This window comes from Acidovorax radicis N35, assembly GCF_000204195.1.
Lineage (GTDB): Bacteria > Pseudomonadota > Gammaproteobacteria > Burkholderiales > Burkholderiaceae_C > Acidovorax > Acidovorax radicis.
In genome coordinates this window covers 91451-117970 of sequence record NZ_AFBG01000019.1, presented here as the reverse complement: position 1 = coordinate 117970, position 26520 = coordinate 91451, and the positions used below count along the sequence as shown (strand labels likewise).

The 26520-nt window shown below is 64.4% G+C and carries 18 protein-coding genes; 15 read left to right on the top strand and 3 right to left on the bottom strand.

Features of this window, described 5'->3' with window-relative positions; translation table 11 throughout:
* The first annotated feature begins 53 nt into the window (after window positions 1–53).
* From ARADN35_RS0110300 to ARADN35_RS0110285, 4 genes are all read left to right on the top strand, one after another.
* Window positions 54–1043, top strand: coding sequence for a tripartite tricarboxylate transporter substrate-binding protein (locus tag ARADN35_RS0110300; RefSeq protein WP_010461768.1), 990 nt, complete (start codon window positions 54–56; stop codon window positions 1041–1043).
* A 37-nt stretch (window positions 1044–1080) separates the two neighbouring features.
* On the top strand, window positions 1081–1905 hold the full coding sequence (locus ARADN35_RS0110295; RefSeq protein WP_035197084.1) for a cyclase family protein: 825 nt from the start codon (window positions 1081–1083) through the stop codon (window positions 1903–1905).
* Window positions 1902–2882, top strand: a complete 981-nt coding sequence (locus tag ARADN35_RS0110290) for a fumarylacetoacetate hydrolase family protein (protein ID WP_010461759.1) — start codon at window positions 1902–1904, stop codon at window positions 2880–2882. Before ARADN35_RS0110295 ends, ARADN35_RS0110290 begins: the two co-directional genes overlap by 4 nt.
* A gap of 248 nt (window positions 2883–3130) precedes the next feature.
* Window positions 3131–4213: an adenylate/guanylate cyclase domain-containing protein gene (locus tag ARADN35_RS0110285; RefSeq protein ID WP_010461758.1), complete on the top strand. Its 1083-nt coding sequence runs from the start codon at window positions 3131–3133 to the stop codon at window positions 4211–4213.
* A gap of 44 nt (window positions 4214–4257) precedes the next feature.
* Here the strand turns inward: ARADN35_RS0110285 and ARADN35_RS0110280 are convergent, their stop codons facing one another.
* Window positions 4258–4986, bottom strand: a complete 729-nt coding sequence (locus ARADN35_RS0110280) for a haloacid dehalogenase type II (protein ID WP_010461757.1) — start codon at window positions 4984–4986, stop codon at window positions 4258–4260.
* 221 nt (window positions 4987–5207) lie between these two features.
* On the opposite strand from ARADN35_RS0110280, the gene ARADN35_RS0110275 reads away from it, so the two are divergent.
* Together ARADN35_RS0110275 and alaC are read left to right on the top strand one after the other, a co-directional pair.
* Complete coding sequence (locus ARADN35_RS0110275; RefSeq protein WP_010461755.1) at window positions 5208–6434, top strand: MFS transporter; 1227 nt, start codon at window positions 5208–5210, stop codon at window positions 6432–6434.
* 134 nt (window positions 6435–6568) lie between these two features.
* Window positions 6569–7795 (top strand): alanine transaminase, encoded by a 1227-nt coding sequence (gene alaC / locus ARADN35_RS0110270; protein WP_010461753.1) that lies wholly within the window; start codon window positions 6569–6571, stop codon window positions 7793–7795.
* Between the two features lie 123 nt (window positions 7796–7918).
* Here alaC and ARADN35_RS0110265 read toward each other — a convergent pair whose 3' ends face one another.
* A complete protein-coding gene (locus ARADN35_RS0110265) occupies window positions 7919–8386 on the bottom strand; it encodes an SRPBCC family protein (RefSeq protein WP_010461750.1) in 468 nt (155 codons plus the stop codon).
* A 65-nt stretch (window positions 8387–8451) separates the two neighbouring features.
* Here ARADN35_RS0110265 and ARADN35_RS0110260 point away from each other — a divergent pair, with 65 nt between their 5' ends.
* Window positions 8452–8826 carry a MerR family transcriptional regulator gene (locus tag ARADN35_RS0110260; RefSeq protein WP_010461748.1) on the top strand — a complete coding sequence of 125 codons (375 nt, stop codon included), beginning with the start codon at window positions 8452–8454 and terminating at the stop codon, window positions 8824–8826.
* 211 nt (window positions 8827–9037) lie between these two features.
* On the opposite strand, the gene ARADN35_RS0110255 is transcribed toward ARADN35_RS0110260, so the two are convergent.
* Entirely contained in the window at window positions 9038–11929 is a 2892-nt protein-coding gene (locus tag ARADN35_RS0110255) for an IPTL-CTERM sorting domain-containing protein (RefSeq protein ID WP_139019186.1), read from the bottom strand.
* 417 nt (window positions 11930–12346) lie between these two features.
* Between ARADN35_RS0110255 and ARADN35_RS0110250 the strand changes: the two genes are divergently transcribed.
* The 8 genes from ARADN35_RS0110250 to ARADN35_RS0110210 all read left to right on the top strand — a co-directional run bounded on the left by ARADN35_RS0110250 (window position 12347) and on the right by ARADN35_RS0110210 (window position 26518).
* Entirely contained in the window at window positions 12347–13096 is a 750-nt protein-coding gene (locus ARADN35_RS0110250) for a helix-turn-helix transcriptional regulator (RefSeq protein ID WP_050812494.1), read from the top strand.
* Window positions 13086–15065 carry a sensor histidine kinase gene (locus ARADN35_RS0110245; protein WP_010461744.1) on the top strand — a complete coding sequence of 660 codons (1980 nt, stop codon included), beginning with the start codon at window positions 13086–13088 and terminating at the stop codon, window positions 15063–15065. The genes ARADN35_RS0110250 and ARADN35_RS0110245 overlap by 11 nt, the downstream gene beginning before the upstream one ends.
* A gap of 227 nt (window positions 15066–15292) precedes the next feature.
* Complete coding sequence (locus tag ARADN35_RS0110240) at window positions 15293–15820, top strand: sigma-70 family RNA polymerase sigma factor (protein ID WP_010461743.1); 528 nt, start codon at window positions 15293–15295, stop codon at window positions 15818–15820.
* Between the two features lie 72 nt (window positions 15821–15892).
* Window positions 15893–17101 (top strand): FecR family protein, encoded by a 1209-nt coding sequence (locus ARADN35_RS26185; RefSeq protein WP_035197087.1) that lies wholly within the window; start codon window positions 15893–15895, stop codon window positions 17099–17101.
* Between the two features lie 183 nt (window positions 17102–17284).
* Window positions 17285–19684: a TonB-dependent receptor gene (locus ARADN35_RS0110225; RefSeq protein ID WP_029413860.1), complete on the top strand. Its 2400-nt coding sequence runs from the start codon at window positions 17285–17287 to the stop codon at window positions 19682–19684.
* A gap of 115 nt (window positions 19685–19799) precedes the next feature.
* Window positions 19800–22034, top strand: a complete 2235-nt coding sequence (locus ARADN35_RS0110220; RefSeq protein ID WP_139019185.1) for an ankyrin repeat domain-containing protein — start codon at window positions 19800–19802, stop codon at window positions 22032–22034.
* 297 nt (window positions 22035–22331) lie between these two features.
* Window positions 22332–25295: a hybrid sensor histidine kinase/response regulator gene (locus ARADN35_RS0110215; RefSeq protein WP_159103187.1), complete on the top strand. Its 2964-nt coding sequence runs from the start codon at window positions 22332–22334 to the stop codon at window positions 25293–25295.
* On the top strand, window positions 25292–26518 hold the full coding sequence (locus tag ARADN35_RS0110210; protein WP_010461737.1) for an EAL domain-containing response regulator: 1227 nt from the start codon (window positions 25292–25294) through the stop codon (window positions 26516–26518). Before ARADN35_RS0110215 ends, ARADN35_RS0110210 begins: the two co-directional genes overlap by 4 nt.
* The last annotated feature ends 2 nt before the right edge of the window (window positions 26519–26520 follow it).

Here is a 26520-nt window from a genome sequence, read left to right as displayed (position 1 = left end):
GCCGGCGCGGACACCGGGCAGTTTGCCCATCTTGCCAATCAGGAGACAACACCATGATCACCCGCCGCCAGTTCACCCAGTTTTCTGCCACCCTGTTGTCCGCCGCCTGGGCCGGCAACACCTGGGCGCAAGCGCCCAAGGCCGCGCTGCCCGATGTGGCAAAAATCATCACCGGTTTTCCGGCCGGTGGCACCCTGGATGCCTTGGCCCGCCGCGTGGCCGACCGCATGCGCGACAAATACGCCGCAGCGGTGCTGGTGGACAACAAACCCGGCGCGGGTGGCCAGATTGGAATCCTCACGCTGCGCGACAGCCCGGCCGATGGCTCCAGCCTGCTCGTCACGCCGTCGTCCATGTTGTCCATCTACCCGTATACCTACCCCAAGCTGCGCTACACGATGGAGGACGTGGCGCCCGTGTCGCTGGGCGCGATGATGGACCACGGCCTGGCGGTGGGCCCAGGCACCCCCGAGAGCGTGCGCACGCTGGCGGACTACCTGGCGTGGATCAAGGCCAACCCGAACAGCGCCAGCTACGGCAGCCCCGGCGCGGGGTCCATGCCCCACATGGTGGGTGTGCTGCTGAGCCAGTTCGCCAAGCAAGACATGCTGCACATCGCTTACCGGGGCACCGTGCCCGGCATGCAGGATCTGCTGGGCGGGCAGATCCCCGCGTTCTGGGGGCCGATTGGCGACTACCTGCAGCACGCCAAGGGCGGCAAGCTGCGTGTGCTGGCCATCGCCGGGGCCAAGCGGTCGCCCTTCCTGCCCCAGGTGCCCACGCTGCAGGAGCTGGGTTACCCCCTCAAGGTCAGCGAGTGGTATGGATTCTTCCTGCCTGGCAAGGCGACGCCCGAGACCGTGCTGCGTGCGTCCGATGCGCTCAGGGTGGCGCTGGCACATCCCGAGGTGATCGAGCATGGCAAGCAATACGGGCTGGAGGTCAAGTCGTCCACCGCCGCCGAGTTGGCCAGCATGCTCAAGGCCGATGCCAACCAGTGGCGCGGCCTGATCAAGCAAACGGGTTTCACGGCCGAGTCGTGATGCGTAGACCCATTTCTCCCTTGCACGGTTGCACTCCATGACTTCTTCCTCCCCCCGCCGCATCGTCGATATCTCCATGCACCTGGAGAACGATGTCGTTTCCGACCCGCCGGGACTGGGCCCGCGCATTCGCTACATCGACCACCAGATGAGTTTTGACGACCTGGCGCAGTTCTTTCCAGGCCTCAACAAGGAAGACCTGCCCGACGGCGAATCCTGGGCGGTGGAGGACGTGCAGCTCAACACCCACAACGGCACCCACCTGGACGCGCCCTACCACTTTGCCTCCACCATGGACGGCGGCCAGCGCGCGCTGTCCATCGACGAGGTGGACCTCAACTGGTGCTTTCAGCCCGGCGTGAAGCTCGATTTTCGGCACCTGCCCGACGGCTACGTGGTGCAGGCTGCCGACGTGCAGGCCGAGCTGGCCCGCATCGGCCACACGCTGCAGCCACTGGAGATCGTGGTCGTCAACACCCGCGCCGGCAGCGCCTACGGCACGGCGGGCTACACGCGTGCAGGCTGTGGCATGGGATACGAGGCCACGATGTACCTGCTGGAGCGCGGCGTGCGCCTCACGGGCACCGACGCCTGGAGCTGGGACGCCCCGTTCGCCTACACCGCGCAGCGCTATGCGGAGAGTGGTGACGCCTCGTTGATCTGGGAAGGCCACAAGGCCGGGCGCGACATCGGCTACTGCCACCTCGAAAAGCTGCACAACCTGGAAGCCCTGCCTGCCAGCGGCTTCTATATCTCGTGCTTTCCGGTCAAGGTGCGCGGCGCCTCGGCGGGCTGGACGCGGGCCGTGGCGATCTTCGACCCGGTGCTGCCGCTGCAGCAGGCGCAAGGGGCGCTGTCATGAAACTCGCCACCCTGCGCAATGGCCAGCGTGACGGCCGCCTGGTGGTGGTGTCGGCCGATGCCCGCCGCTGCATCGATGCGTGCACCGTGGCGCCTACGCTGCTCGACGCCTTGGAGCGCTGGGGCACGGTGGAGCCAGGGCTGCGGGCGCTCTCCCGCACGGTCAATGCGCCCGCCGCCCTGGGTTCCATGCCCTTCGACGCCCGTGAATGCTCAGCCCCGCTGCCACGCACCTGGCAGTGGCTGGATGGCTCTGCCTTTCTGAACCACGGCCACCTCATGGAGCGCGCTTTCAAGGTGCCGCCCGTGGCCGACTTCGAGACCATTCCACTCATGTACCAGGGTGCAGCCGACGACTTTCTGGGTCCGCACGACGATGTGCCCCTGCCGTCCGAGGCCGACCAGATCGACTTTGAGGGCGAGTTTGGCGTGGTGCTGGACGAAACCCCCATGGGCGTCACCGCAGAAGATGCGCTGCAGCATGTGCGCCTCATCGTGCTCATCAACGACTGGAGCCTGCGCTCCTTTGGCCCGCGCGAGGCCAAAAGCGGATTTGGTTTTCTGCAGGCCAAGCCCTCCACCGCCTTTGCGCCCGTGGCCGTCACCCCCGACGAGCTGGGCCCGGCCTGGCGCGGTGGCCGGGTGCACCTGCGGCTCCAGACGCAGCGCAACGGCGAGTGGTTTGGCCACCCGCACGGCTGCGCCATGCACTTTCACTTTGGTCAGCTCATCGCGCATGCGGCCCGCACGCGCAAGCTGTCGGCCGGAACCCTCATTGGCTCGGGCACCGTGTCGAACGCGGAGGTGGATGTGGGGTCGTCCTGCGTGGCCGAGCGCCGCATGGTCGAGGCCCTGGCCGAAGGCGCGCCGCACACGCCCTTCCTGCGCTTTGGCGAGCGGGTGCGCATGGTGGCGCTGGACGACCAGGGCCATCCCGGGCCGTTTGGCGTGATCGACCAGACCGTGGCGTTGGCCTGAGCGGTTGGCACCGGGGGTTAGGTGGTTGCTGATGCTCCTATTTTAATAGCTGTTGGCGCTTTCTAGTTAAGCGCTGGGTGCCAAAAACATCGGATTTTCTGCACCACCCAGGTCCTTCGGCGTTGGGGCAGGGGCTCGGAGTGTTTTCACCGGTTGACCGGCTGGGGGACGCCGCCTATTCTGGGTGGCGGAGGGCAGGCGATGCCCTCCTGCACAGAACAATCCGCCGCCCCACCTCCCTTGCATCCATGCACAAAGAATTCCACCACGATGCCGTGCGCCGCCTGCAGGCGCTGATCGAGCGCGAGACCGGTACGCCCCTTTCCGAAGCGGCGCAGGCCGAGATGGCGGCCATCCTGCATGGCATGGAAAGCCCGGATGGCGCGGCCACCGACGGCCTGGCCGTGGCGCCGCGCGAGGTCACCATCCTGCTGGCCGACCTGCGGGGGTTCACCGCGCTGTCGGGGTCGCAGCCCGCGGCGGTGGTGATTGCGGCGCTCAACCGCTGCCTGTCGCGGCTCTCCGAGGTGGTGTTCAAGTACCAGGGCAGCATCGACAAGTTCATGGGCGATTCGATCATGGTGCTGTTTGGCGCGCCCGTGGCCCGCGACGACGATGTGGACCGGGCGCTGCTCTGCGCCGTGGAGATGCAGATCGCCATGCGTGAGCTCAACCTCGCGCACCTGCGCGAGCGGCTGCCGGAGGTCTTTCTGGGCATCGGCGTGAACACAGGCACGGTGATGGCCGGGCGCTTTGGCTCCGACGTGTATTCCGAATACACCGTGATCGGCGAAGCGGTCAACCTGGCCTCGCGCATCGAGGCGCTGAGCCTGCGTGGCCAGGTGCTCATCAGTGATGCGACCTACCAGCGGTGCTGGGGCCTGGTGTCGGCGTCCGCACCGATGCAGGTCTATGTCAAAGGCCGCACGCAGCCGGTGAGCCTGCGCGAGCTGATCGCCATTCCTTCGCAAAAACTCAAGGTGCCGCGCCAGGAGTTTCGCCGCAGCCACCGTGTGGATGCGCGCCTGCCCTGCCTGTGCCAGCGCATGCAGGACAAGATCGTGGTGCCCCACATCGTGCACGGCGCCATCCGCGACATCGGCTACCACGGCCTGCTGGTGGAGCTGATCGAGCCGCTGGAGCCCCACAGCGAGATCAAGCTGGAGTTTGAGCTGCCTTTGGTGGACTACCGCGTGGCCGATGTGTATGCGCGGGTCATCACGCTCAAGCAGGAAGGCGACGAGTGGGTGGCGGGGTTGGAGTTCACCTCCATCAGCGCCGAATGCCACGCCAAGGTGCAGATGTTCGTGCAGTTGCTGGTGGTGCACTGAACCTCGCCCGTCGCGAGGATGCTCAGCGGCTTGACGGGCCTGCTTCAACAGCCCAGCATCCGCGCCAGATCGATGAGGTCGGTGGCGTGCAGGTCGTTGCCGGGCTGCGGCGTTCCGTCCTTGGGGCGGGCCGCGCCCAGCTCGTGGGGGCGCTCGATGTAGGCCGTGCGCAGGCCGCAGTCGCGCGCGGCGGCCAGGTCGTCGTGGTGGGTGGCCACCAGTGCCACCTGGGACGGTGACGCATCAAACACACGGGCCACGCCCAGGTACGTGTCAGGGTCCGGCTTGTAGGCGCGGAACACCTCGGCGCTCAGCACACAGTCCCAGGGCAGGCCGGCGCGTTTGGCCATCTGGGTCAACAGGCCGATGTTGCCGTTGGACAGTGTGGTGATGGTGAAGCGCGTCTTGAGCCGCGTGAGGCCCTCCACGCTGTCGGGCCAGGCGTCCAGCCGGTGCCACACGCGGTTGAGGTGGCGGCGCTCGGCCTCGGGCAGGTGCGCCAGGCCAAAGCGCGGCAGGATCTCGTCAAGGATGCTGCGGTGCAGGTCGTCCACCAAGGTCCATGGCCGCTCACCCCGCATCACACGGGCCATGGCGGGCTGGTAGCCGCTGCGCCACGCCAGCGCAAACGCGTCGCCATCCACGGCCGGGTACAGGGCCTGCATCTCGCGCACGATGCTGCCGTGCCAGTCCACCACGGTGCCAAAGATGTCGAACGCCAGCACCTGGACGGTGCTGGCAATGGTCTCTGCAGTGCTCAGGGTCGTTGTCATTGCGGTCCTTGAGGGGGAGGGGGATAGGGTGCCAGCGTAGCCGCCTTGCGTGTCCGGTTTGTTCACGAAGGTGACCCATGCCCCCGCGCCAGCAGGGCCGCTCAGGGCATGTTATGGTTACAAAAATAGGGTTTACCCCTGTAACTGCGTTTCTTCTTTATCCCCGTCGACCTCCTGCGCCGTACTGTTGCCTGCCGGTGCAGCGCCCCTTTGTTGTTGCCATGACCGCGTCCCTGTCCCCCACGTCCATCGCCCACACCCCCACCGACGACCGCACCCTGGTGCGCGCCGTGCTGGCCCTGGGGGTGGGCGGCTTCTCCATCGGCACGGGCGAGTTCGTCATCATGGGCCTGCTGCCCGAGGTGGCGCGCGACATCGGCGTGAGCATTCCTCAGGCGGGCCACGTCATCAGCGCCTATGCACTGGGCGTGGTGGTGGGCGCGCCCGTGCTGGCCGTGCTGGCAGCCAATTGGGGGCGGCGTGCGTTGCTGATGGCGCTGATGGTGGTGTATGCGCTGGGCAATTTCGCATCGGCCCTGGCGCCGGGCTATGGTTCGCTCACTGCCATGCGGCTGTTTACCGGCCTTCCCCATGGCACCTACTTTGGCGTGGCCGCGCTGGTGGCTGCTGCTCTGGCGCCGCCCGGCCGCCGCGCACGCGCCGTGGGCTGGGTCATGCTGGGGCTGACCACCGCCACGCTGGTGGGCGTGCCCATAGCCGCCGCGCTGGGCGAGGCGTTTGGCTGGCGCGCGGCCTTTGTGTTTGTGGGGCTCATTGCCGTGGCCGCCGTGGTCATGGTGCGCCTGTGGGTGCCAGTCATGCCTGCATCGCACGGCGCCAGCCCGCTGCGCGAGTTGGGCGCGCTGGCGCGCAAGCAGGTGTGGTTCACGTTGGGCATTGGCGCCATCGGCTTTGGCGGCATGTTTGCGGTGTTCAGCTACATCAAGCCCACCTTGCTGGAGGTGGCAGGCATGCCACCCGCACTCATGCCCTTTGTACTGTCGCTGTTTGGCCTGGGCATGGTGGCAGGCAACATCGTCGGCTCGCGCATGGCCGACAAGGCGCTCATGCCCGCCATCGGCAAGGTGCTGCTGTGGTCCATCGCGGTGATGGCGCTGTTCGTTCCCGCTGCGCACCACCCCGTCAGCGCGGCGCTGGCGACCTTTCTGCTCGGCACGGTGGTCGCCATCGGCCCGGCCTTGCAGATCCGCCTCATGGATGTGGCCGGCGACGCGCAAACCCTGGCGGCGGCGCTCAACCACTCGGCCTTCAACGCCGCCAATGCGCTGGGCGCGTGGCTGGGCGGTGTGTCCATCGCGGCTGGGCTGGGCTGGACGTCCACAGGCTGGGTGGGCGTGGTGCTGGGCCTGTGCGGCGTGGGCATCTTTGCGTGGGCGCTGTCGTCCGAACGGAAAACGCAGCGCGCCACGGCAGGCCTCAGCGCCTGAGCGTAGCGGCGGTGCGACACCGCCGCTTCGGGCGCAGCGAACGCAGTGTTCTGCAGTACAGTGGATGCGGGCCAACCCCATTGTTGGCCACGTCGCTCGGACGGTTCCGGGCGCTTACGTGAAAGTTCACCAGCATGTCTGCTTCTCAGGGCAAGCGCCGCTTTGCGCGCATCGATCGCCTCCCTCCCTACGTCTTCAACATCACGGCCGAGCTGAAGCTCGCCGCCCGCCGTCGGGGTGAAGACATCATCGACATGAGCATGGGCAACCCCGATGGGGCCACACCACCGCACATCGTCGCCAAGCTCACCGAAGTGGCCCAACGGCCCGACACCCACGGCTACTCCGCCAGCAAGGGCATCCCGCGCCTGCGCCGCGCCATCAGCCACTGGTACAAGGATCGGTACGCGGTGGACATCGACCCCGATACCGAAGCCATCGTCACCATCGGCTCCAAGGAAGGGCTGGCCCACCTGATGCTGGCCACGCTGGACCGGGGCGACACCGTGCTCGTGCCCGACCCGAGCTACCCCATCCATATCTACGGCGCGGTGATTGCCGGGGCCGACATCCGCAGTGTGCCCGTGGCACCCGACGTGGACTTTTTTGCCGAGCTGGAAAAAGCCATCCGCGGCAGCTACCCCAAGCCCAAGATGATGATCTTCGGCTTTCCGAGCAACCCGACCGCGCAGTGCGTGGAGCTGTCTTTCTTCGAACGCGTCATCGCCCTGGCCAAGAAGCACGACATCCTGGTGGTGCACGACCTGGCGTACGCCGACATCGTGTACGACGGCTACCGCGCCCCCAGCATCATGGAAGTGCCCGGCGCCAAGGACGTGGCGGTGGAGTTCTTCACCCTCTCCAAAAGCTACAACATGGCCGGCTGGCGCGTGGGCTTCATGGTGGGCAACCCCGACCTCGTGGCCGCGCTCGCGCGCATCAAGAGCTACCACGACTACGGCACCTTCACCCCCCTGCAGGTCGCAGCCATTGCCGCGCTCGAGGGCGACCAGCAGTGTGTGAAGGACATCGCAGCCCAGTACCAGCGCCGCCGCGACGTGCTGTACAAAGGCCTCACCGAAGCCGGCTGGGCCGTGGACTGCCCCAAGGCCAGCATGTACATCTGGGCCCGCATTCCCGAGCCCTACCGCGCCCTGGGCTCGCTCGAGTTCGCGCGCCAGCTGCTCGACAAGGCCAAGGTGTGTGTATCGCCCGGCATCGGCTTCGGCGACCAGGGCGACGAATACGTGCGCTTCGCCCTCATCGAGAACGAGGCCCGCATCCGCCAGGCTGTGCGCGGTATCCGTGCGATGTTCAAGGCCGATGGGCTGTTGAAGGTGCCAATGGCTGTCGGGGTCTGAGGGCCGTCGGCAATGGCGTCGGGTAGGGTGGTATCGACCGGTTGAATCCGCCGTCCACCCCACACGTCCCACGCTATGGGTGTGCGTACCTGGGTTGTCCGATCCCCGTGGCGTACCCGCTCCCTAGCGACGCGCCGTACCAGCCCCCTCCATCCACCCCTTCAATGCAGCGACGCCCAAGGTCGCCCGCTTGTCCATCACCCGCCTGGCCAGCGGAAGCAAAAGGTATCTGACGACGGGGTTGCTGTTTCTGCTGAAGATCCGCCAGGTGAGTTCGCACGCATTCGCCGCGGTTTCATTCAGCGTGATCTCCATGCGCGGCAGGAGGGGTGGAAACCGGCCCTCTGTCGCAAAAAACTGGTGGCCCCTGACTTCCCGCACCTGCAGGGTGATTTTCTGGCGTCCCCGCAGTGGTACGAACACGGTTTCAAGGTACTCCTTCCCCAGCTGCCCGTGGGGGAGTGTGTTGAGTGATTCGATGGAGATAACGCCGGGGAACCACTCTCCAAATTTCTCCATGTTCGACACGTACGCAAAAACCTCCCGCGCAGGCCGGTGGAGATAGACCGTTTTTTCAGCAAGCAAGTGCATGGTGTGCTTTCTTCAAAAAGGCCATGCTAATCTGTAGAGTTGGGTCTACAGTCAAGAGGATTTTCATGCGAATTGCCGAACTGGAAAGCCGCACCGGGCTGGGGCGCCACGCGCTGCGCTTTTATGAACGCGAGGGGCTTCTGGTTGGCGTATGCCGAGGCTCCAACAACTACCGGGACTATCCGGAGTCCGCCGTCAAGGACGCAATCCTGCTTCAGCAGCTGCAGTCGCTCGGGTTTTCGCTGCTGGAGATCCGTGAAGTGCTGGACGCGATGCGCGCCAGCAGCATCGATTGCGCGCAAGGTGCCCGCTTGATGGCGGAGAAACGCACGGCGGTCGAGGCGCAAATTGCGAACCTGCGCAAAGTGAGCAAGGTCTTGATGCGGGAACAACAACGCCTCGAAGACCGCGCCGCGCGGCAAGATCTTCCCAAGCCATGACGCGTTGCTCCGCAGTCGGACGCGATGTTGGAGTGAACCTGGTGTTCAACGCCCGCTGGGCGTGGCCCCTCCAAGTTGCCGACCAGCGCTTTTCGCCAATGGGCAAAAAAGGGGGCAGACGCGATGTGCATCGTGATCGCCGTCAACGAGGCGCATCTTTGTCTCCTTTCTGCTCTGGCGTCTGTCCGTTGAACGTTTCGTCCGGCTCTTTTCAGCCCTGGCGGCGGCGCAAGCCTGGCAGGGCCATGGCGGCCAGGGCAGCGGTCGCCAGCAACAGGACCCATTCGTTCAGCGTGGGAATGGCTGTGGCCAAAGCGGCGGCAGCCAGTGGGATCACGGGGTCCACCATCACGCCGTTGGGCGCCCAATCGTCGTCACCCAGCTGGCCGTCGGTCAAGTCAAAACTCACGGTGTGGCCGTTGATGGCGAGGTTTTTGGGGGCGAAGAAGCTGGCGCTGGAGGCGCCGCTGCTGGCCTTGCCGTACTTGGTGAAACCGGCAACCGGTTGTGGCCAGGTGGTGGTGATACGGACCGTGGCACCGGGGGTGCAGTCCACCAGCTTGAAGCGGAAAGCGCCCTGCGGCGCCACCCGGCCCGGTGGTAAGGCGCTGGCGGCCATGAAGCCGGTGGCGGAATGGTCAAACCGGCAAGTTGCGCCCCCGCCTGTGAAGCTCGCGCTGGCCGCGCCGCCTGCACCCCCCGTGGGGACGGTGGTGCCGGTGTAGGTGACGGGGATGACGAATGTCTGCTGCGCCTGGGCTGCAGCGGCGTAGGTCGCATTGCCCGCCTGGTTGGCGTTGATGGTGCAGGTGCCAGCGCCGGCAAACGTCACCACGCTGCCTGTGACCGTGCAGGCACCAGCCGTCGAGGCTGCATCGATAGTGAACACGACCGGATTGCCCGAGTCGCCACCGGCGGCGGTCACCGTGTACGCGCCCCCCACGGCGGGGAGCACCGGGGGCGTGGAAGTGAAGGTGATCACCTGGCTGGTCAAGGCTGTCTGCTGGACGACAACGCCCATCGTCGCCGTGATCGTGTTGTCACCCTTGCTGGTTGCCGTGACCGTGCGCGAGCCAGGCCCGAAAAACGTCACTGCGAAAGCTGCGCTGCCATCGCTTTGCTGGATCTCCCCCGGCATCGTGTCGTTCGGGTTGCTGCTCGTGATGATCCACCGCGTCGTGTCGTCAATGTTGGCATTGACCGGGTCTTCCACGCTCAGCCGGAACGGCGTTGGCGCGTCGGCCGACACCACCACGGATGTGGCACCGGGCGCCATGCTGATGGCCGTCGGTCCGTTCAGCGAAGGCGTAGGCAGCGGCAGGTTTTCGAACTGGATGACGGCGCGCAGGTTATGCCCCGGCATGCTGATGATGCCCTGGTACTGGCCCGCGATGCGGTTGGCCTTGGCGTCGTGGATGAAGTAGCCGGTACCGCCGAAGCCCCCTCCGAAACCCTGGTTTTCCGGATTGGGGTCGGTCACCATGACCACGCTGGCGCCCGTGGTGGGCACTGCGATATTGATGGGCGTCACATACGGCAAGTAGCCGCCCCCAGGAATTGTGGCGCGCGGATCAATGATGATCGGGTTGCCGGAGCGCGCGAAAGCCTGCCCCAGGCGTGCGCGCATCGACAACGATGCGTTGCACGAATCGTCTACTCGGTAAAGGCAGTAGTTGTGGGTGTGCACGCTGTCCCCACGGTCGAAGTTGAAGGGGCTCTCCCACAAATCTCCCGCATCCGGTTTGAACACGGTGACGAATCTCGGAACGCGCCCGGTCTTTGTGTTGTCATCGCTGTCCAGCGTCACCGGCATCTGCAGATTCGTCGATGCGGCCACCGCGAGATCTTGCGTGCGGTTGGCCGTGTAGGCATCTGCCAGTGTGGTGACATAGTGCGACCCCATGTCGATGAACAAGGTCTGGTTCTGTGCGCCACGGTCCAGTGGCACATTGGCGATCAAGGCGGAGCCCGGCGGTTCGGCCCAACCATCATTCCAAGAGTTCACCACCTGGCCGACCACGTTGAACTTGCGCCTTCTATAGAACTGCGCCTCCGGTTGCGCGGTGGCCTGGTCTGCCACCCGCTCATTCACGAACACCACCATCGTCTGCTTGCCCGCCACCGAGCCCATCTGATTCAGCGCAAAACGCAGTGAGAACGGACCCGTGGGCGGCGGCGGAAGTCCTATCAATGCATAGGCGCGGTTGCCTGAGGCGCCGTTCATCCACAGATTCTCGTCCCGCGAAAAATTCTGTGTGGCGACCGCTGGATCGGTCGACGACTGGCGCACGCTGGTCGCGGCGGGGGCGTTGGTGTTAACGCCGGCCACGTCGCTGAGCGTGATCAGCAACTGCGGCTGGTGCAGTACGTGGGCCTGCCCTGTTTGCTGTTCCTTGCTCGCAAACTCGAAACTGCCTGTTGCAGTGCCAGGGTCAAGGAAGGGGGCCACAACCACCATCGATTCGACACCGTTGGCCAGCCTGTGTTTCACCAGCTTGGTGACGTCGAAGCTGTAGAAGCCCGGATCGGTGATGCGCAGGGGCTGTGCAGGGTTGTCCGCGTTGGTGGCGGCCCCTCCATTGGTGCTGTCAACGAGATGGCCACAGGCGGGCGCCAAGTCTTCGCGCCCGAAGCAATCGGTGCCCGTCTGGTGAGCGCTGACTATCCTGAGGTAGCCGGGTGTTATCACCTTGTCCACGTACAACACGAGGCGGGCGCTCGCGACCTTGCCGGCATCCAGCGTGTAGCTTTCCTCATCAACGGTGACCCTTGTGTTGGCCTCATCGACGAGAAGCTTGCTCAATACGCCATTGGGCAGGGTGGCATAGGAAAACTTCAATTGCGCATTCGCGTCACTGTTCACGAGGAGCTTGGGCTCGTAAGGGAAGTAGTCGGCATCGTTGCTGTAGGCGTCGGCGACGAGTGGTGCCTCGATCCACGATGATTGGGTGGTTTGCCCGCAAGCCTGCAGCAAGAACGCTACCCCGGCGAACGCAACCCACCGAATCGCCCGAGACGCACGCCCGGCCGCGTTGCTCCCTTGCCGGGCACATTGGCGCAGCATCGTGCCGGACCGCGTCGCGGCCTTCTTCGTTTGAATCATGTATCCCTCGCTCCGATGTGCGTTCGAGAAGAAGCCGCACTGGCTTTTTCTAGGTAGGCAGGTGCTGGCAACTGTGTTTTTGCAGCTTCGTGGTGCAGAGGTCCTTGCCTTTGCCGGACTGAAAGTTACCGGATGGGCATCGTTTTGTATGTCCCCCTTTTGGGCGACATGACAACGGGCTCGCGTGGTGGCAGCATGGGTATGCTTCGCATGAATGCTGCAAAAATAATAGCTATCTGCGCTTTTTAAATAAGCGCTGGCGGCTGTTTCGATTCAAAAACTGATCACCCCTGCTCCACCGAAGAACCTTCCATGACCCGCCTCTTTCTGCCGTGCCTGTGGGTGTTGCCGACCTGCTGGGCGCTGGAGCCTCGTCGGCCTCCGCGCTTTTGATCAAGGCCTGTGGCAGCATCAACCATGGTTTCACCGTCCCGCACATTCCCTTTGGCGCCCGATGCGGCCCCTGCGCCCCCGGCCGTCCGCGTGGCGGTGGTGGAGGACGACTTCGTCTGCCGCAACGCGATGGCGCATGCCTTGCAAGGCGCCCCCGACATGCATCTGCAGTGGGTGGCAGCCAGCCGCGCCGAGGCACTGGCGGCGTTGCAGGCGGACGATGCGCCGCTGGACGTGCTGTTGTTGGACCTGGGGCTGCCCGACGGTAGCGGGCTTGACGTGTTGGCTGTGCTGCGCGTGCGCTGGCCCCGCGCCGCAGCGATGGTGAGCACGATCTTTGGCGATGAGGTGCACGTTCTGGGTGCCATCGAAGCCGGGGCGATGGGCTACCTGCTCAAGGATCTGCCACCCAGCGCGGTGGTGGACGAAGTGCGCAGCCTGCATGCGGGGGGCAGCCCCATCAATCCGATGGTGGCGCGCAAGCTGCTGCTGCGCCGAGCGCAGTCATCCGTGGCCGCCAAATCGCCAGTGGGTCCGGAGCCGGGTTTGGCCGAGGCGGCAGAGATCACGGAGGTGGGGCCGTCGGCGCGCGAGGCCGAGCTGCTGCGGATGGTGGCACGCGGCTACACGCTGGACGAGGTGGCGCGGGCGATGGGGGTATCGCGCCACACGGTGCGTACTTTTGTGCGGCGCGTGTACGCCAAGCTGCAGGTGACGACCCAGGCCGAGGCGGTGAGCGCTGCGGCGCGCAAAGGGTGGATCGATGTGGCTTGAGCTCGCGCGCCTGGCGCTGCGGCTGTTGCTGGCCGGGGCCGCCGCCTGGGGCGTGGCGCTGGCAGACGTACCGTCCCCCGCACACCTGATGCAGGCAGAGGCTTGGGGTTCCACCAGCGGGGGCTGGGCGCCGCCACCCTCGCTGCACGAATCACCCGATGCAGTGCTTTCGAGCGCCACGCCGTGGAGCACGGTGGATCTGCCACATGCCCGCGCGCGCAGCACGGTTTCGACAGCCGCGCAGGCCGATGCGCCCCCCGAGGTGTGGTGGTATCGCCTGCGGGTGCCGGCCGAGGCGCTGGTGGCCACGCCGCAGGGCTCGCGCCTGTATATCCCACGCTGGCAGACAGTGGGCACGGTGGCGGTTTATGCCAATGGGCGTCTGGTCTGGCAGACGCACGGCAGCCGCGTATGGAACAGCTTCAACCGCCCGGTTTGGGTGGACTTGGCGGGCCATGCCGCGCCCGGCGCTGCGCTGGAGGTGCACGTGCGCATGGCCAACCTGCCGGGCGTGGGTGGGGCCCTGTCCACGGTCTGGGCGGGGCCGGCCGAGGCGCTCTGGCCAGGGTGGCGGCTGCGCAGGCTGCTGCAGACCGAGCTGGTGGCGTACCTGCGCGGGGCCTACCTGGTGCTGGGTGTGCTGGCGCTGGCGGTGTGGCTGGGGCTGCGCGGCCGGGGTGAAAGGGGCTATCTGCTGTTCTTCCTCCTGTCGGTGGGGCACCTGCTGGCCACGCTGTTCTATTTGGTGGATACGGAGGGCTTTGATGTGCCCGATGCCTGGTTCTCGTGGCTCACGCTGGCGGGCTCACTCGGATCGTCGGTGTGCTCCTTCTTGCTGCTGCGGTTGATGCAGGGCCTGCGCTACCCCCGGCTGGCGCGGGTGCTGCTGACCTATTGTGGTGTGGTGGCGCTGGCGGCACTCCCCCTGTGGAACGTGCGACACGAGGCAATGCTGCCGCTGCTGCGCCTGGCGCTGTTTCCGCCAGGGATGGTGGTGCTGTGTGTGGCACTGTGGGGCGCGTGGTCTGATCGATCGTGGCCCGGTGTGCTGCTGGGGAGTGCAGTGGCGCTGTCGTTTCCGCTGGCTTTTCATGACCTGGCGATGCAGCGCTACCTCATCAGCATCGAACACGTTTACCTCACGCCCTATGCCTACATGGGGGTTTTCACGATGTTCATGTGGGTTGCGTTCACACGCTACCAGCGCGCCCTGGGCGGCGCCGAGCGGGCCAATGCGGTGCAGGCCGAGCGCCTGGCCGCACAGGAGCAGCAGTTGCGAGAAACGCACGAGCTGCTGCGGGTTGCCGAGCGCGAACAAACGCTGCTGCACGAGCGCCAGCGCCTGATGAGGGAGATGCACGATGGCGTGGGATCGTCGCTGATGAGCGCACTGCGGCTGGTGGAGACCGAGCCTGCGACACCTGTGGACGTGGCGCAGGTGCTGCGGGAATGCATCGACGACCTGAAGATCTCCATCGACTCGCTGGAGCCCGTGGACGCGGACCTGCTGGTGTTGCTCGCAGGCCTGCGCTACCGGCTGGGATTGCGGCTGGAGGGGGCGGGTCTGGTCATGCACTGGCAGGTGGACGACCTGCCGCCGCTGCCTTGGCTGGACGCGCAAAGCGCCCTGCATGTGCTGCGCATCCTGCAGGAGGTACTCACCAACATCCTCAAGCACAGCGGCGCAACGGAGATCACGCTGAGCACCGCCGAAGCACCCCGGCCTTCGCCGGATGGCGCCGGCACCCGCAACGACGACACGCCCGGCGTGCAGGTGCGCGTGCGAGACAACGGCCGCCCGTTCACACCGCCCGCGCCGCAAGCACTGGCGCCCGCCCGCCGGGGCCTGGCCAACGTGCACAGCCGCGCGCTGGCACTGGGCGCACATTGCTCCTGGAGCCGTGATGACGAGGCTGGGGCACAAGGCTCGGCGTTCACGCTGTGGCTGCCGCTGCGCAAGCAGGGTTGATCGCTGCCCGCTGCTGCTCTCTCAACCTGCAGCGTTGGTTCCTCGAACGCATGCTTTGAGAGGTTCAACATCCCCGTCAGCGTAGGACTCGGGTCGTACGGATAGAAGCCGAGAAATCTGTAATAATGAGAATGATTCTTATATGCAGTGCATCCGTAAGTTAACTCCCACCAAGTTGCGACCACATCCAGCCCAGAGGAATCGCCTTCCGTGGCTTGGGTTGATCTGTGCTTGAGCGTTACTACCGGGAACTGCTGAACTTCTGTTCCCGCACTGCCAGGGACCGGGATACGGCGGCCGATGTCGTGCAAGAGAGTTACGCGCGTGTGCTGGCCGTGCAGCAGTCGGGGCAAACGATTCATGAGCCGCGTGCCCTGCTGCATCAGACAGCGCGGCGCTTGATGATCGACCAGCATCGGCGCTTTTTGGTTCGCCAGCACGAGGACATCGACGACCTGGCGGAATGGGAGCAGCCGACCGCGCCGCGCCACCTTGAGCCTGATGCGATCTACGCGCAGGAGCAGCATGCACTTGCCATCGTCGCAGCCATAGAGTCGCTGCCGCCACGTTGCCGCGAAGCCTTTGTCCTCAACCGTTTCGAGGGCCTGTCCCACCAGGAGGTGGCCGACCACATGGGTATCTCCAAAAACATGGTGGCGCAGCACATCGTTCGCGGCGTACTGGCGTGCAAGGCCTGTGAAGACCGTTTGAACGGTGTACCTCCGCAATCCCCGTCTGTTGAGAGGAAAAAATAGGAATGGCTTTACACGCTGTGACCTCCAGTCTTTCAACTTTCGTGCGTCTACACCCCTAAGTGCTCTCACGACATGAACACGCCCAGCCCAGCGCATCTCAGCTCATCCCCTTCTCCGGCACCCGTTGGTGCCGATGTGGATGTGCGAGAGTTCGCGGACTTTTTGTCCGGTCAGAATCTGCTGGACGTTGAAGCTGCGAGCTGGCAAGTGCGCCGGCAGGACGGACTGACGGTTGACGAAGAAGCAGAGTTTCAGCAGTGGCTGGCCCGAGATCCTTTGCATCAGGACAGCTTTGACAGGCTTGACGGGGTGTGGGACCGGCTGGATAGACTTCCCTCCGAAGGTATCGTCCGGCTGAAGGCTGGCCTGACGGCAGAGGAAGGCAACTTCGCTGACGGTCCGAGCACTCCGCACACGCGCCCCCAAGCCACCCAGCCCTCTCGTCCCGTCGCCCGCCCCATGGCCCCTGGTCGAAGTGCCTGGCTTTTCGGCATCGGGCGTTGGGTGCCCCAGATTGCTGCAGGTGGTGTCGCCTTTGCCGTGATGGGCGGCGGCTGGCTCGGTTGGGACCATTGGCAGCAACAGCCGGTATTTACCAAAACCTACGTGACCGCCCGTGGTCAGCAGCTCGATGTGCAACTGCCCGACGGCAGCAGGCTCAGCCTCGACACCGCGACCCGTGCAGAAGTCACGCTGTATCGAGGGCGGCGCGAAGTGCGCCTGCCTGAGGGACAGGCCCTGTTCAATGTCCAAGCAGATGCCCGCCGTCCATTCGATGTGCTGGCCGGGCCGCTGCGCGTCAGTGTGGTCGGCACACGCTTCGTGGTGCGCAATACGAAGACGGGGCTGAGTCTCGGCGGTGCCAGCGTGGCGGTGGAAGAGGGGCGGGTGCGGGTGGAGGCCGCGCAAGCTGGGGCACATCCGCACAGTGGGAAATCGGTCGGCCCCACCGGCGCCGTGGAATTGGCTGCGGGGCAAGCCATCCACGCCGATGCAGCGGGTCGCATTGGGCAAATCACGCAGCAGGCAGCGGCTGGCGCAATGTTGTGGCGCGAGGGCCGGGTGAACTTCGAGCGCACGCCATTGATCCAGGCCCTGGCCGAGTTCGAGCGCTACGGGTCCACGCGGCTGGTGGTAAACGATCCGGCTGTGGGCGCGATGCAGGTTCACGGCAGTTTTGATTTGCGCCAGTTGGGGGCCTTCACCAAGGCGCTGCCCCAGGTGTTGCCGGTGCGCCTGGAAATCCATGACGGCGTGACCGAAGTGCTTGCAGCCCACTGAAGACTCAAAACTTCGTCGGTAGCGCCGTCTACGCGCAGGACGGGAGAACCCCGTTCTCAACGAGGCCGAAAGGGGCCGAAAAATATTCAAAAACCTTGCACATGGACCTCAAGCGTTTTGAATGTGGCGCGTCTTCATTGGTAGTGATTCTTGTTTTCAGCTACTGTTTTGGAGATCTATTTCATGCTGCACCCGCGCTTTCACCCCGCGCCCTTGGCCTTGGCTGTTGCCTTGGTGATCGTCTCTTTGGGGACTTCTGTCGGCCATGCTCAATCGGCGGCGGCATCGCCCATGGATACGGCGTTCAATATCGAGTTGGCGGCACAGCCCCTCGGCACCGCACTCAATGAACTGGCACGCCAGGCCAAGCTGCAGCTGATGGTGCGTCCCGATCTGGTGGCAGGGAAGTCAGCGCCAGCGCTCTCCGGTAAGCTCACCGCGCGGCAAGCACTGGACCGGATGCTGGCAGGTAGCGGGTTGACCGCTGAGATCGACGGTAGCGCAGTCGTCGTCAAACCGGTGCCTGGAGAAATGCGCGGCTCGACGCTGCCGTCCGTTACGGTCACTGCCAGTGCGGATGCGCCAGGCGATCTTCCAAAGCTGTATGCAGGCCAACAGGTCGCGCGTGGGGGGCGCCTCGGCCTGCTCGGGAACACGGACTTCATGGACGCGCCCTTCAGCATGACCGCTTACACCTCCGAGCTGGTGGAGAATCAGCAGGCCCGCAGCATCGTGGATGTTCTGGCCAACGATCCGTCGGCCCAGGCAGCCGCGCCGCGCACTTTCGACAACTTCTACATTCGCGGCTTTTCCATCCACCGCGAGGAGATCGGTTTTGACGGGCTGTATGGAATTTCAAGCGCCGAAGGCAATTTGCTCGAAGGTATCGAGCGCGTGGAAGTACTCAAGGGCCCCAGCACACTTCTGAATGGCAGCGCGCCCCGAGGAACGCCCGGCGGCGCGATCAACCTGGTGCCCAAGCGTGCGAGCGACACGCCGTTGACGCGCGTTACGGCAAGCTATGTTGGCGATGGCAACCTGGGCAGCCACCTGGATCTTGGACGGCGCTTCGGCCCAGACAATGAGGTCGGCTTCCGGGTCAATGCAGCCTACCGGGATGGCGATACCGCCGCCGACCATGAGTCGGAGCGCGTGCGCAATCTGGTGGTGGGACTTGATTTTCGTGGGGAGCGCATGCGCTTGAGCGCCGACTTTGGCAACAGTGCACAACGTGTCGATGGAGCCAGGAGCAACTTCTTCGTGACCTCGCCGGTTTTGCCCGCAGCCCCCTCGGGCAGCACCAATGTCTGGCCTGCCTGGACCTACCAGGATAAGAAACACCATTTTGGCGTGCTGCGTGGCGAGTTCGATGTGTCTGACAACGTCACTGCCAGTGTGGCCTATGGCCGTTCCACCTCGCAGCGGAAAGTGATTGAGGCCTATTCCATCCTGACCGATGCAAAAGGAAGCCTCAATGCCTCCACCTATGGTTTGGATTCACAGACCCAACGCAAAAGTGCGGACGCCAGCCTGCGCTGGCGTTTCGCCACAGGGCCAGTAAAGCACCAGCTTGTGGTGGCGGGAACACACGTCAATTCCGACATCAAGGAAAGCCAGCCGACGATCGATCAGAGCTTCGACTCGAATTTGTACAACCCCGTTGCAGCGCCCTCACCAGGGTCGGGCCTGCTCAATCAGCCCCGTGTGCAGGCTTCAGAAATGCTGATGGACAGCCTGGCGCTGACCGACACGCTGTCCCTGCTGAATGACCGTTTGCGGTTCACCCTGGGGCTGCGCCGACAAAAAATCCGTGCGGAAGCCTTCCGCTACGCGACAGGCGTTTTCGAGTCGCGCTATGAACGCAGCAAGACCACGCCCGCCGCTGCCGTGGTGTTCAAGCAGACCGACCAGCTCGCGTTTTATGCCAACTACGTCGAGGCGCTCTCCCAGGGGGGGACGGCGCCGATCAATGCGGTCAACGCCAACGAGGTCTTTCCCCCGTTTGTCTCCAAGCAAGGGGAAGTGGGGGTGAAGGTGGATGGAGGAAAGGTCGCGACGACTTTGAGCGCCTTCCAGATCCGCCGGCCCAGCGGCCTTCTTGATGCCCACAACCGCTATGCCATCGATGGCGAGCAGCGCAACCGGGGCTTCGAGGTGCAGACCTTCGGCAAAGTGCTGCCCCACCTGCGGTTGCTCGGCGGCGTGACCTGGACCCAGGCCAGGCTCAACAAGACTCAGGGCGGTGCCAACGATGGCAAGCAGGCCGCAGGAGCGCCGGAATGGGTGGTCAAACTTGGCAGCGAATGGGACATTCCAGGTGTCCCGGGCCTTACGGCAACCGGCCGCGTCATCCATTCTTCGTCTCAGCCGCTGACGGTAAACAACACCATCCGATTGCCCGGCTGGACGCGCTTTGACCTTGGAGCGCGTTATGCGACAAAGATCGGAGAGCGCCAGGTGGTCTTGCGCGGCAGCGTTGAAAACGTGGCGAACCTGCGCTACTGGGATTCTGTCCCTGCCTTCCAAGTGGTCACCTACGCGGCACCGCGCACTTTCCTTTTGTCCGTGTCCGTGGACTTCTGATGGGTCTTCTATGCTCGCAGTACGGGGGAATCACTGGCAAGCGGGCAAAGCCCTATTTGCCGCAACCCCCGCGTAAACGCAGGCAAGGAGCCCACGACGTCAGTTCCCCTGGAGAGTGACACCGGTGGCGTATCGTACGCATCGGCTTTGGTGTGGCTGCTCCCACTGCCTTTGCCTCGACAGGGACTCTCCAGCAACGCAGTGGCTGCATGCAGAACGCCCGCCCGGGTCTTGCCATTCACCACGTTTTTCTCCCGCATCACCCTGTGACCTCAGAGCGGCGGCCTTTCCGCCGCCACGTTATCGAATGCAACAGTCCACTATTCTCCAGATCCTGTTTTTTTGTTGGTTCTCTGTGTTTTCCCAAGCGGCAGCAGCCCTTGACTGCGCCGAGACTTTGCTGGGTGACTATGCCCTCGAAGAAAACGGCACCGCCGTGCTGCGTGTGGAGAGATCCAACGGCCGTATCCACACACGGCACAAGGACGACAACGGCCAATGGAGCACGAGGTTTTTTGAAGGCCCGGTATTGCCGCCGGATCAAGTGCGCAGGGTCATGGACGTGGACCCTGCGGACCGTTCGGCGCCGCTGTGCGGTCTGGGGATGGACGGTGGTGTGTTGCTCCAGCTTCCGGTCGGCCATGAATACGCCGTCAGCAGCGCCACCGAGAAATCCACTGTCCCTAGAAAGGTCCTGAGCGGCTATCTGTACTACGAGGCCAGCGGGTTTGCCATGGGGGCCACCGACTTGTTCCCGGTGGCCCGCGTGGGTGTGTCGCCCCCTGTGCCCCCTGCGCTCGCAGCAGCGGTCAGCGGCCGTGAGGTTCCGGTTTCGGCCACTTGCCCGGGGCAAATTGCGCCCGACATGGACCAGGCGGCTTTCGACGCCCTGTCATCCGGGCAGAAGAACTGGTTTCACCGGCTGGACACCAAAGCCCAAACGAGATTTGTCTGCGGGCAATACCTGAACGATCTGATGAGCCTGAGCACGCACCTGAGCGCTGCACTGGATGCACCGAGAGGCGACACCCTCACGAAGATCTCCGCCTTGCTGCGCGCTGGGCAAGTCCCCCGCAATGCCGACGGAAAGGCCTCCTGGAGCTCGGCGTCGCAAAGCTTGCTGGCCAGCAACCAGGGCACGCGGGGCGAAAAGATTCCTTTCCAGGACGAGTTCAACGCGCTGTTTGCCAAAGACATCCTGCCTCGGCTCGATGATGGGGAAGGCGGCGAACATGACCTCCACCAGCGGATCTACCTCTTGAAGGAAGTGATTCTGATGCCACCGGACCTGGGGGTTGCGGCGTTGAGGACATTGAACCGGAGAGGCCTTCTGCGCCGCTCACCGCCCCGTTCGTCGCAAAGCGTCGCACTTCAGCTCTTGCAGTTCAGTACCCCGCGCATTCCCGCGGAAACCTTCGATTACCTGCTGGCAGAGGCTGGGCCCAGTGCCGCCAACGACGATGGCGTGATGACGACCTTGATTGACACCAATGGCATCGAAGGCGTGCGGCGAATGCTCCATGCCGGAGCCAGCCCAGCCCAACGTGGCTGGTTGGCCAGGGCCCGGATGAACCCCGCCGCCGCATCTGGCATCTACCCCTTGCTTCTGGATGCCGCTGTGTCCGCTGCAAAGGAAAACCCGGCCCAGGCCCGTCTTCTTGCTGACCAAACGACGCTGGTGCTCGGCAAGCTCCTGGCCCAGTGCTCCAGCGTGTCCACCCGCTGGAAAGAGATTGATTCTCTGGTGGCGCAAGGCGCCAGGGTGCAGGGGGTATTTGACAACCAGGAGTTTTCCGAAACCAACGTCGGTGTTTTTGCACGAAGGTGCCCGGAAGGGTTCAAGGGCTTGCTCCAGCGGGGTTTGCCCCTGAACGTCAACTACCCCTACCCCAAGTACGCAGGGCAACGGCAGGACACGCCATTGCTGATGTACCTGACCGTGGGGATGGAGGACCATCCGCCGCAGGCGCAGATGGTGGTGGAGATGCTCAGCCGGCACAACAACGCCAACGTGCGCCCGACCTGTCCGGGCTGCAACCCCCTGAACCCCCTGGAGATGGCAATCTTCTTCGGCGATGTCGCCACGGTGAAAGCGCTTCTCGATTTTGGGGCGGACCCTAACGATCCGAATTCCGATGGCAGGCCGCCGTTCATCCGGGCCGTCATAGAGAACAGCGTCGAGAAGCTGGAGGTGATGAACGCCAAGACCCCACTCGACGTCCACCGGCTGGACAAGAAAAACATCTCCCTGCTGGCCTGGGCGAATTGTGCGGGGGCCAAGGATGCGGCGGCCTGGCTCAGCGGCCGGGGCGTAGTCAGCAGCGGCGAGGCGCTGTGCCAAAAGCGCTAGCGAGTCCGTCTCGGACGGAAGGACCCTAGAAGGTTTCAGGGCAATGGCTGCTGCCACGGGTGCTGCGCCGACCGTGCGTGATTTCTGAGTCTGCAGGTGCTTTCGGCTTCATTGACGGGGTAACGCATGACCATTGGCGCTGCATCGATTTCCCTTGCCCCCATCCGGTAGTTGCACTAAGCTGATTTCGTACGATGGGATGAACCCACACGGCGCCTGCCAATGCCCACTCAGAGGCACCTGCGGCGTCGGAAACGATGGCAGAGGGAGGGGGCTGCGTTGGACACCACGCATTCTTTGGGTAATTCTTCCGGCAACAACCGCTCGGAATTCCTGTCCACGCTGGCGGCTGACACACGCCACCGGCGCATGGCATGCATAGCGCTGTGTGCGTCCTTCCTGATCTTTGTGGCGGCGGCGCCTTTCGCGCGCGTGGCCTTGCCGCAAGTCAGCGCATTCATTCCGATTTACCAGACTGCGCTGGTTACCAATGACCTGATCACTGCCGTTTTGCTGCTCGGGCAATACAGCTTCCTGCGATCCCGTGCACTGCTGGTGCTGGGGACTGGCTACCTCTTCTGTGCATGCATGGCGGTGGCACATGCACTGAGCTTTCCCGGGCTTTTTGCCCCCACTGGCGTATTGGGCGCGGGGCCGCAAACCACGGCCTGGTTGTACTTTCTATGGCATGGCGGCTTTCCACTGTTTGTCGTCGCCTATGTCTGGTTGAAGGAGCCTGCGGCCCACGATGCGACCCGTCAGGTGCGGGCAGCAGGGTCGGCGCACCGGGCCATTGCTTTGGCCATTGTGGGCGCCATGGCGCTGGCGATGGCGCTGGTGCTGCTGACCACGGTCGGCCACGATGCCCTGCCGCTGCTGATGCGCGGTAACCAGGACGATTCCGGCAAGCTTCTGGTGGCTTTCTGCACGTGGACCTTGTCGCTGGCGGCGCTGCTGTACCTGTGGCGCAAGGCCCGCAGTGTGTTGGACCTGTGGCTGATGGTGACGCTGGTGGCATGGCTGCTGGACATTGCCCTCGCGTCGGTATTGAACGGCGCGCGTTTCGACCTGGGCTTCTATGGCGGGCGCGTCTATGGGCTGCTGGCATCGTCTTTTGTGCTGGTTGTCTTGCTGCTGGAAAACAGCCGTCTGTACGGCGATCTGGCCAACGCCAATGTGCGTGAACGCCAGCGCAGTGCAGAACTGGAACAGGCGCGCAACGAAGCAAATGCGGCTGCCCAGGCCAAGTCCAACTTTCTGGCGGCCATGAGCCACGAAATCCGCACGCCCATGAACGGCGTCATTGGCATGATCGACGTGCTTGCGCGCTCCAGCCTGAAGAGCCCGCAGGTTGCCATGGTGGACCTGATCCGGGAGTCCGCGTTTTCGCTATTGAGCATCATTGAAGACATTCTTGATTTCTCCAAGATCGAGGCGGGCCACCTCGATGTGGAGAGCGAGCCCATGGCCGTGGGGGAGGTAGTCGAAAAAGTCTGCGCCATGCTCAACCGCCTGGCCGAAAAGCAGGGTGTGGAACTGACACTGTTTACCGATCCCGAGATTCCCCACAGCGTATTGGGCGATGCCTTGCGTCTGCGCCAGATACTGATCAATCTGGTCAACAACGCCATCAAGTTTTCTGCAGGTGGACGCACTGCCGGGCGGGTGGCGGTGCGCGCGGTGCTGGTGCAGCAACAACCCCAGAGCGTCACGCTCGAATTCCAGGTCATCGACAACGGTATTGGCATGGGGGAAGCCACGCTGGCCACGCTGTTCACGGCCTTTACCCAGGCCGACGTATCCACGACCCGGCGCTTTGGCGGCACGGGGCTGGGCCTGGTCATTTCCGGCAATCTGGCGCAGCGCATGGGGGGCAGCATTTCCGTGGTCAGTGCGCCGGGCGCCGGCTCCACCTTCACCCTGCGCCTGCCTTTTACCTGTGTTTCGCCGGCGGGCGGCGAAGCGCAACCTGCACCATCGTTGGTGGCTGGCCTGTCCTGTCTCATCATTGGCAACGGCAAGACGCGCACCGGCGACCTGGTGACGTATCTGGCCAATGCCGGGGCGCAAACCCAGCAGGTGGTGAATCTGGACGCGGCCGGTCAACTGGCGCCCACCCTGGCGCCCGGCCCCTGGGTCTGGGTGGTCAATACCGAAGCCGACAAGCCCCCCTCGCTGGACAGCCTGCGCGCCATCGCACGCGCCAACCCGGGTCTGGCGCCCCATTTTGTGGTCATAGGCCACGGGCCTCACCGCTATCCGCAGCAGTTCGACGCAGACAGCGTCTCCGTGGACGGCAACGTGCTGACCCGCAGCGCGCTGCTCCGTGCGGTGGCCGTCGCGGCGGGCCGTGTTCCGCACCAGGACGAACAGAACGCACTGGCGCCTGCGCGCTACGCGGCCGTGCCGATAGCGCTGTCGCGCGAAGAAGCGCGACGCCAGCGTCGCCTGATCCTGGTGGTGGAGGACAACGACATCAACCAGAAGGTCATCATGCAACAGCTGTCGTTGCTGGGGCTGACCGCAGACCTGACGGGCGATGGGCTGCAGGCGCTGATCCGCTGGCGCAGCGGTGACTATGCCCTGATCGTGACCGATCTGCACATGCCCGGCATGGATGGCTATCAGCTCGCTTCCGTCATCCGCGCCGAGGAGCAAGAGCGTGCCAATGCCCTCGTACGTGCCGGGAAAGCGGTGGAACCCCCGGTGCGCATCCTCGCGCTGACCGCCAATGCACTCAAGACCGAAGCCCAGCGTTGCAAGGATGCGGGCATGGACGACTACATGAGCAAGCCCGCTCCGCTGTCGGAGCTGCAGGACTTGCTGGAGCGCTGGTTGCCCAAGCCTGCGTCCGCTGTGCCTGTGGCGGAGGGGGTGACCAGCGATATGCAATCCCCGCCCACAGGGCCTGTGGACATCCAGATCCTGCGCAGCCTGGTGGGAGACGACCCACAGCTCATCCGCGAGTTCCTGCAGACCTTTCGCATCAGTGCTGCGCGCATTGCGCAGGAGGTAAGCCAAGCCTACTGCGCTGGCAGCGCGGCCAAGACCGTGGCCGCAGTGCACAAGCTCAAGTCGGCCGCACGCTCGGTGGGGGCCATGGCGCTGGGTGACCTTTGTGCGGACATGGAGCAGGTTGGCGCAGCCGGTCAAATCGACGCGCTGGCGCTGGCGTTTGAGCACTTCAAGCTGGAGATGAGCGCCGTTGATCGGCACCTGGCCGAGCTTTTGTCCAACGACAGGCAGGACGGTGCACCATGAGCGCCAAGTCGGACATCCACATCCTGGTGCTCGATGACGAGCCCTTCATGCTCAAGCTGCTGGCCCGGTTGCTGATGAATCTGGGTTTCACCCGTGTCGCGACTTGCGACAACGGTCAGACCGCCCTGGAGCGGGTGGACGATGCCGCGCTTGCACCCCAAATCATCCTGTGCGACCTGAATATGCCCGGCATGGATGGCATCGAGTTCGTGCGCAAGTTGGTGGAGCACGGGTATGCGGGCAGCCTGATCCTGGTCAGCGGTGAGGACGAGCGCACCCTGCAGTCGGCCCGTACGCTGGTGCAGGCCCATCACATTGAAGTGCTGGGCAGCCTGCAAAAACCGGTGTCGCCGCAGGCGTTGCACCAACTGGTCGAGAGATGGGTGCCGCCGGCAGGGGTGACCCAACACCTGCAAGGCAAGGGCTATGCCGTCGAGCGCCTGGCCCAGGGCATCGAGGCGGGAGAACTGCTTAACTACTACCAGCCCAAAGTCTCGGTCTCCACCGGCGCTGTGGTGGGTGTGGAGACCCTGGTGCGGTGGCGCCATCCGCAGGACGGATTGGTGTTTCCAGACCAGTTCATCGGCATGGCCGAAGCCCACGGCTTGATCGACGCGCTCACCCAGGTGGTGTTGGCGCAGGCGTTGCGAGACAGCGCCTCATGGGCGCTTCAAGGTTTGAAGATCAAGGTGGCCGTCAATGTGTCCATGGACAACCTGAATGCATTGGAATTCCCCGAGCAGATCACGTCTGCAGCCGCCGCTGCAGGGGTCGCACCACAGTCCATCGTTCTGGAGGTGACGGAAAGCCAGTTGATGAAGGACCTGCGGGCGCCCCTGGAGATCCTGACGCGCCTGCGCTTGCGCCGGTTCAAGCTTTCGATAGACGATTTCGGCACGGGCCATTCGTCGCTGGTGCAGTTGCGCGATGTGCCGTTTGACCAACTCAAGATTGACCGGAGTTTTGTCCATGGGGCCCACCACAACGAAACCTTGCGGGCCATTTTTTATGCCAGCCTGGGCCTTGCCAAGGAACTGGGCATGGAGGTGGTGGCGGAAGGTGTGGAAGACGCCGCCGACTGGGAATTCTTGAAAGATACGGGATGCGACCTGGCCCAGGGGTACTTCATTGCACGGCCTATGCCGGCAGACCAGGTTCTGGAGTGGGTCGCGGGTTGGCAGCAGCGCTGGGCTGCGGGGTATCCTGGTACCCCGTTTGCCTGATG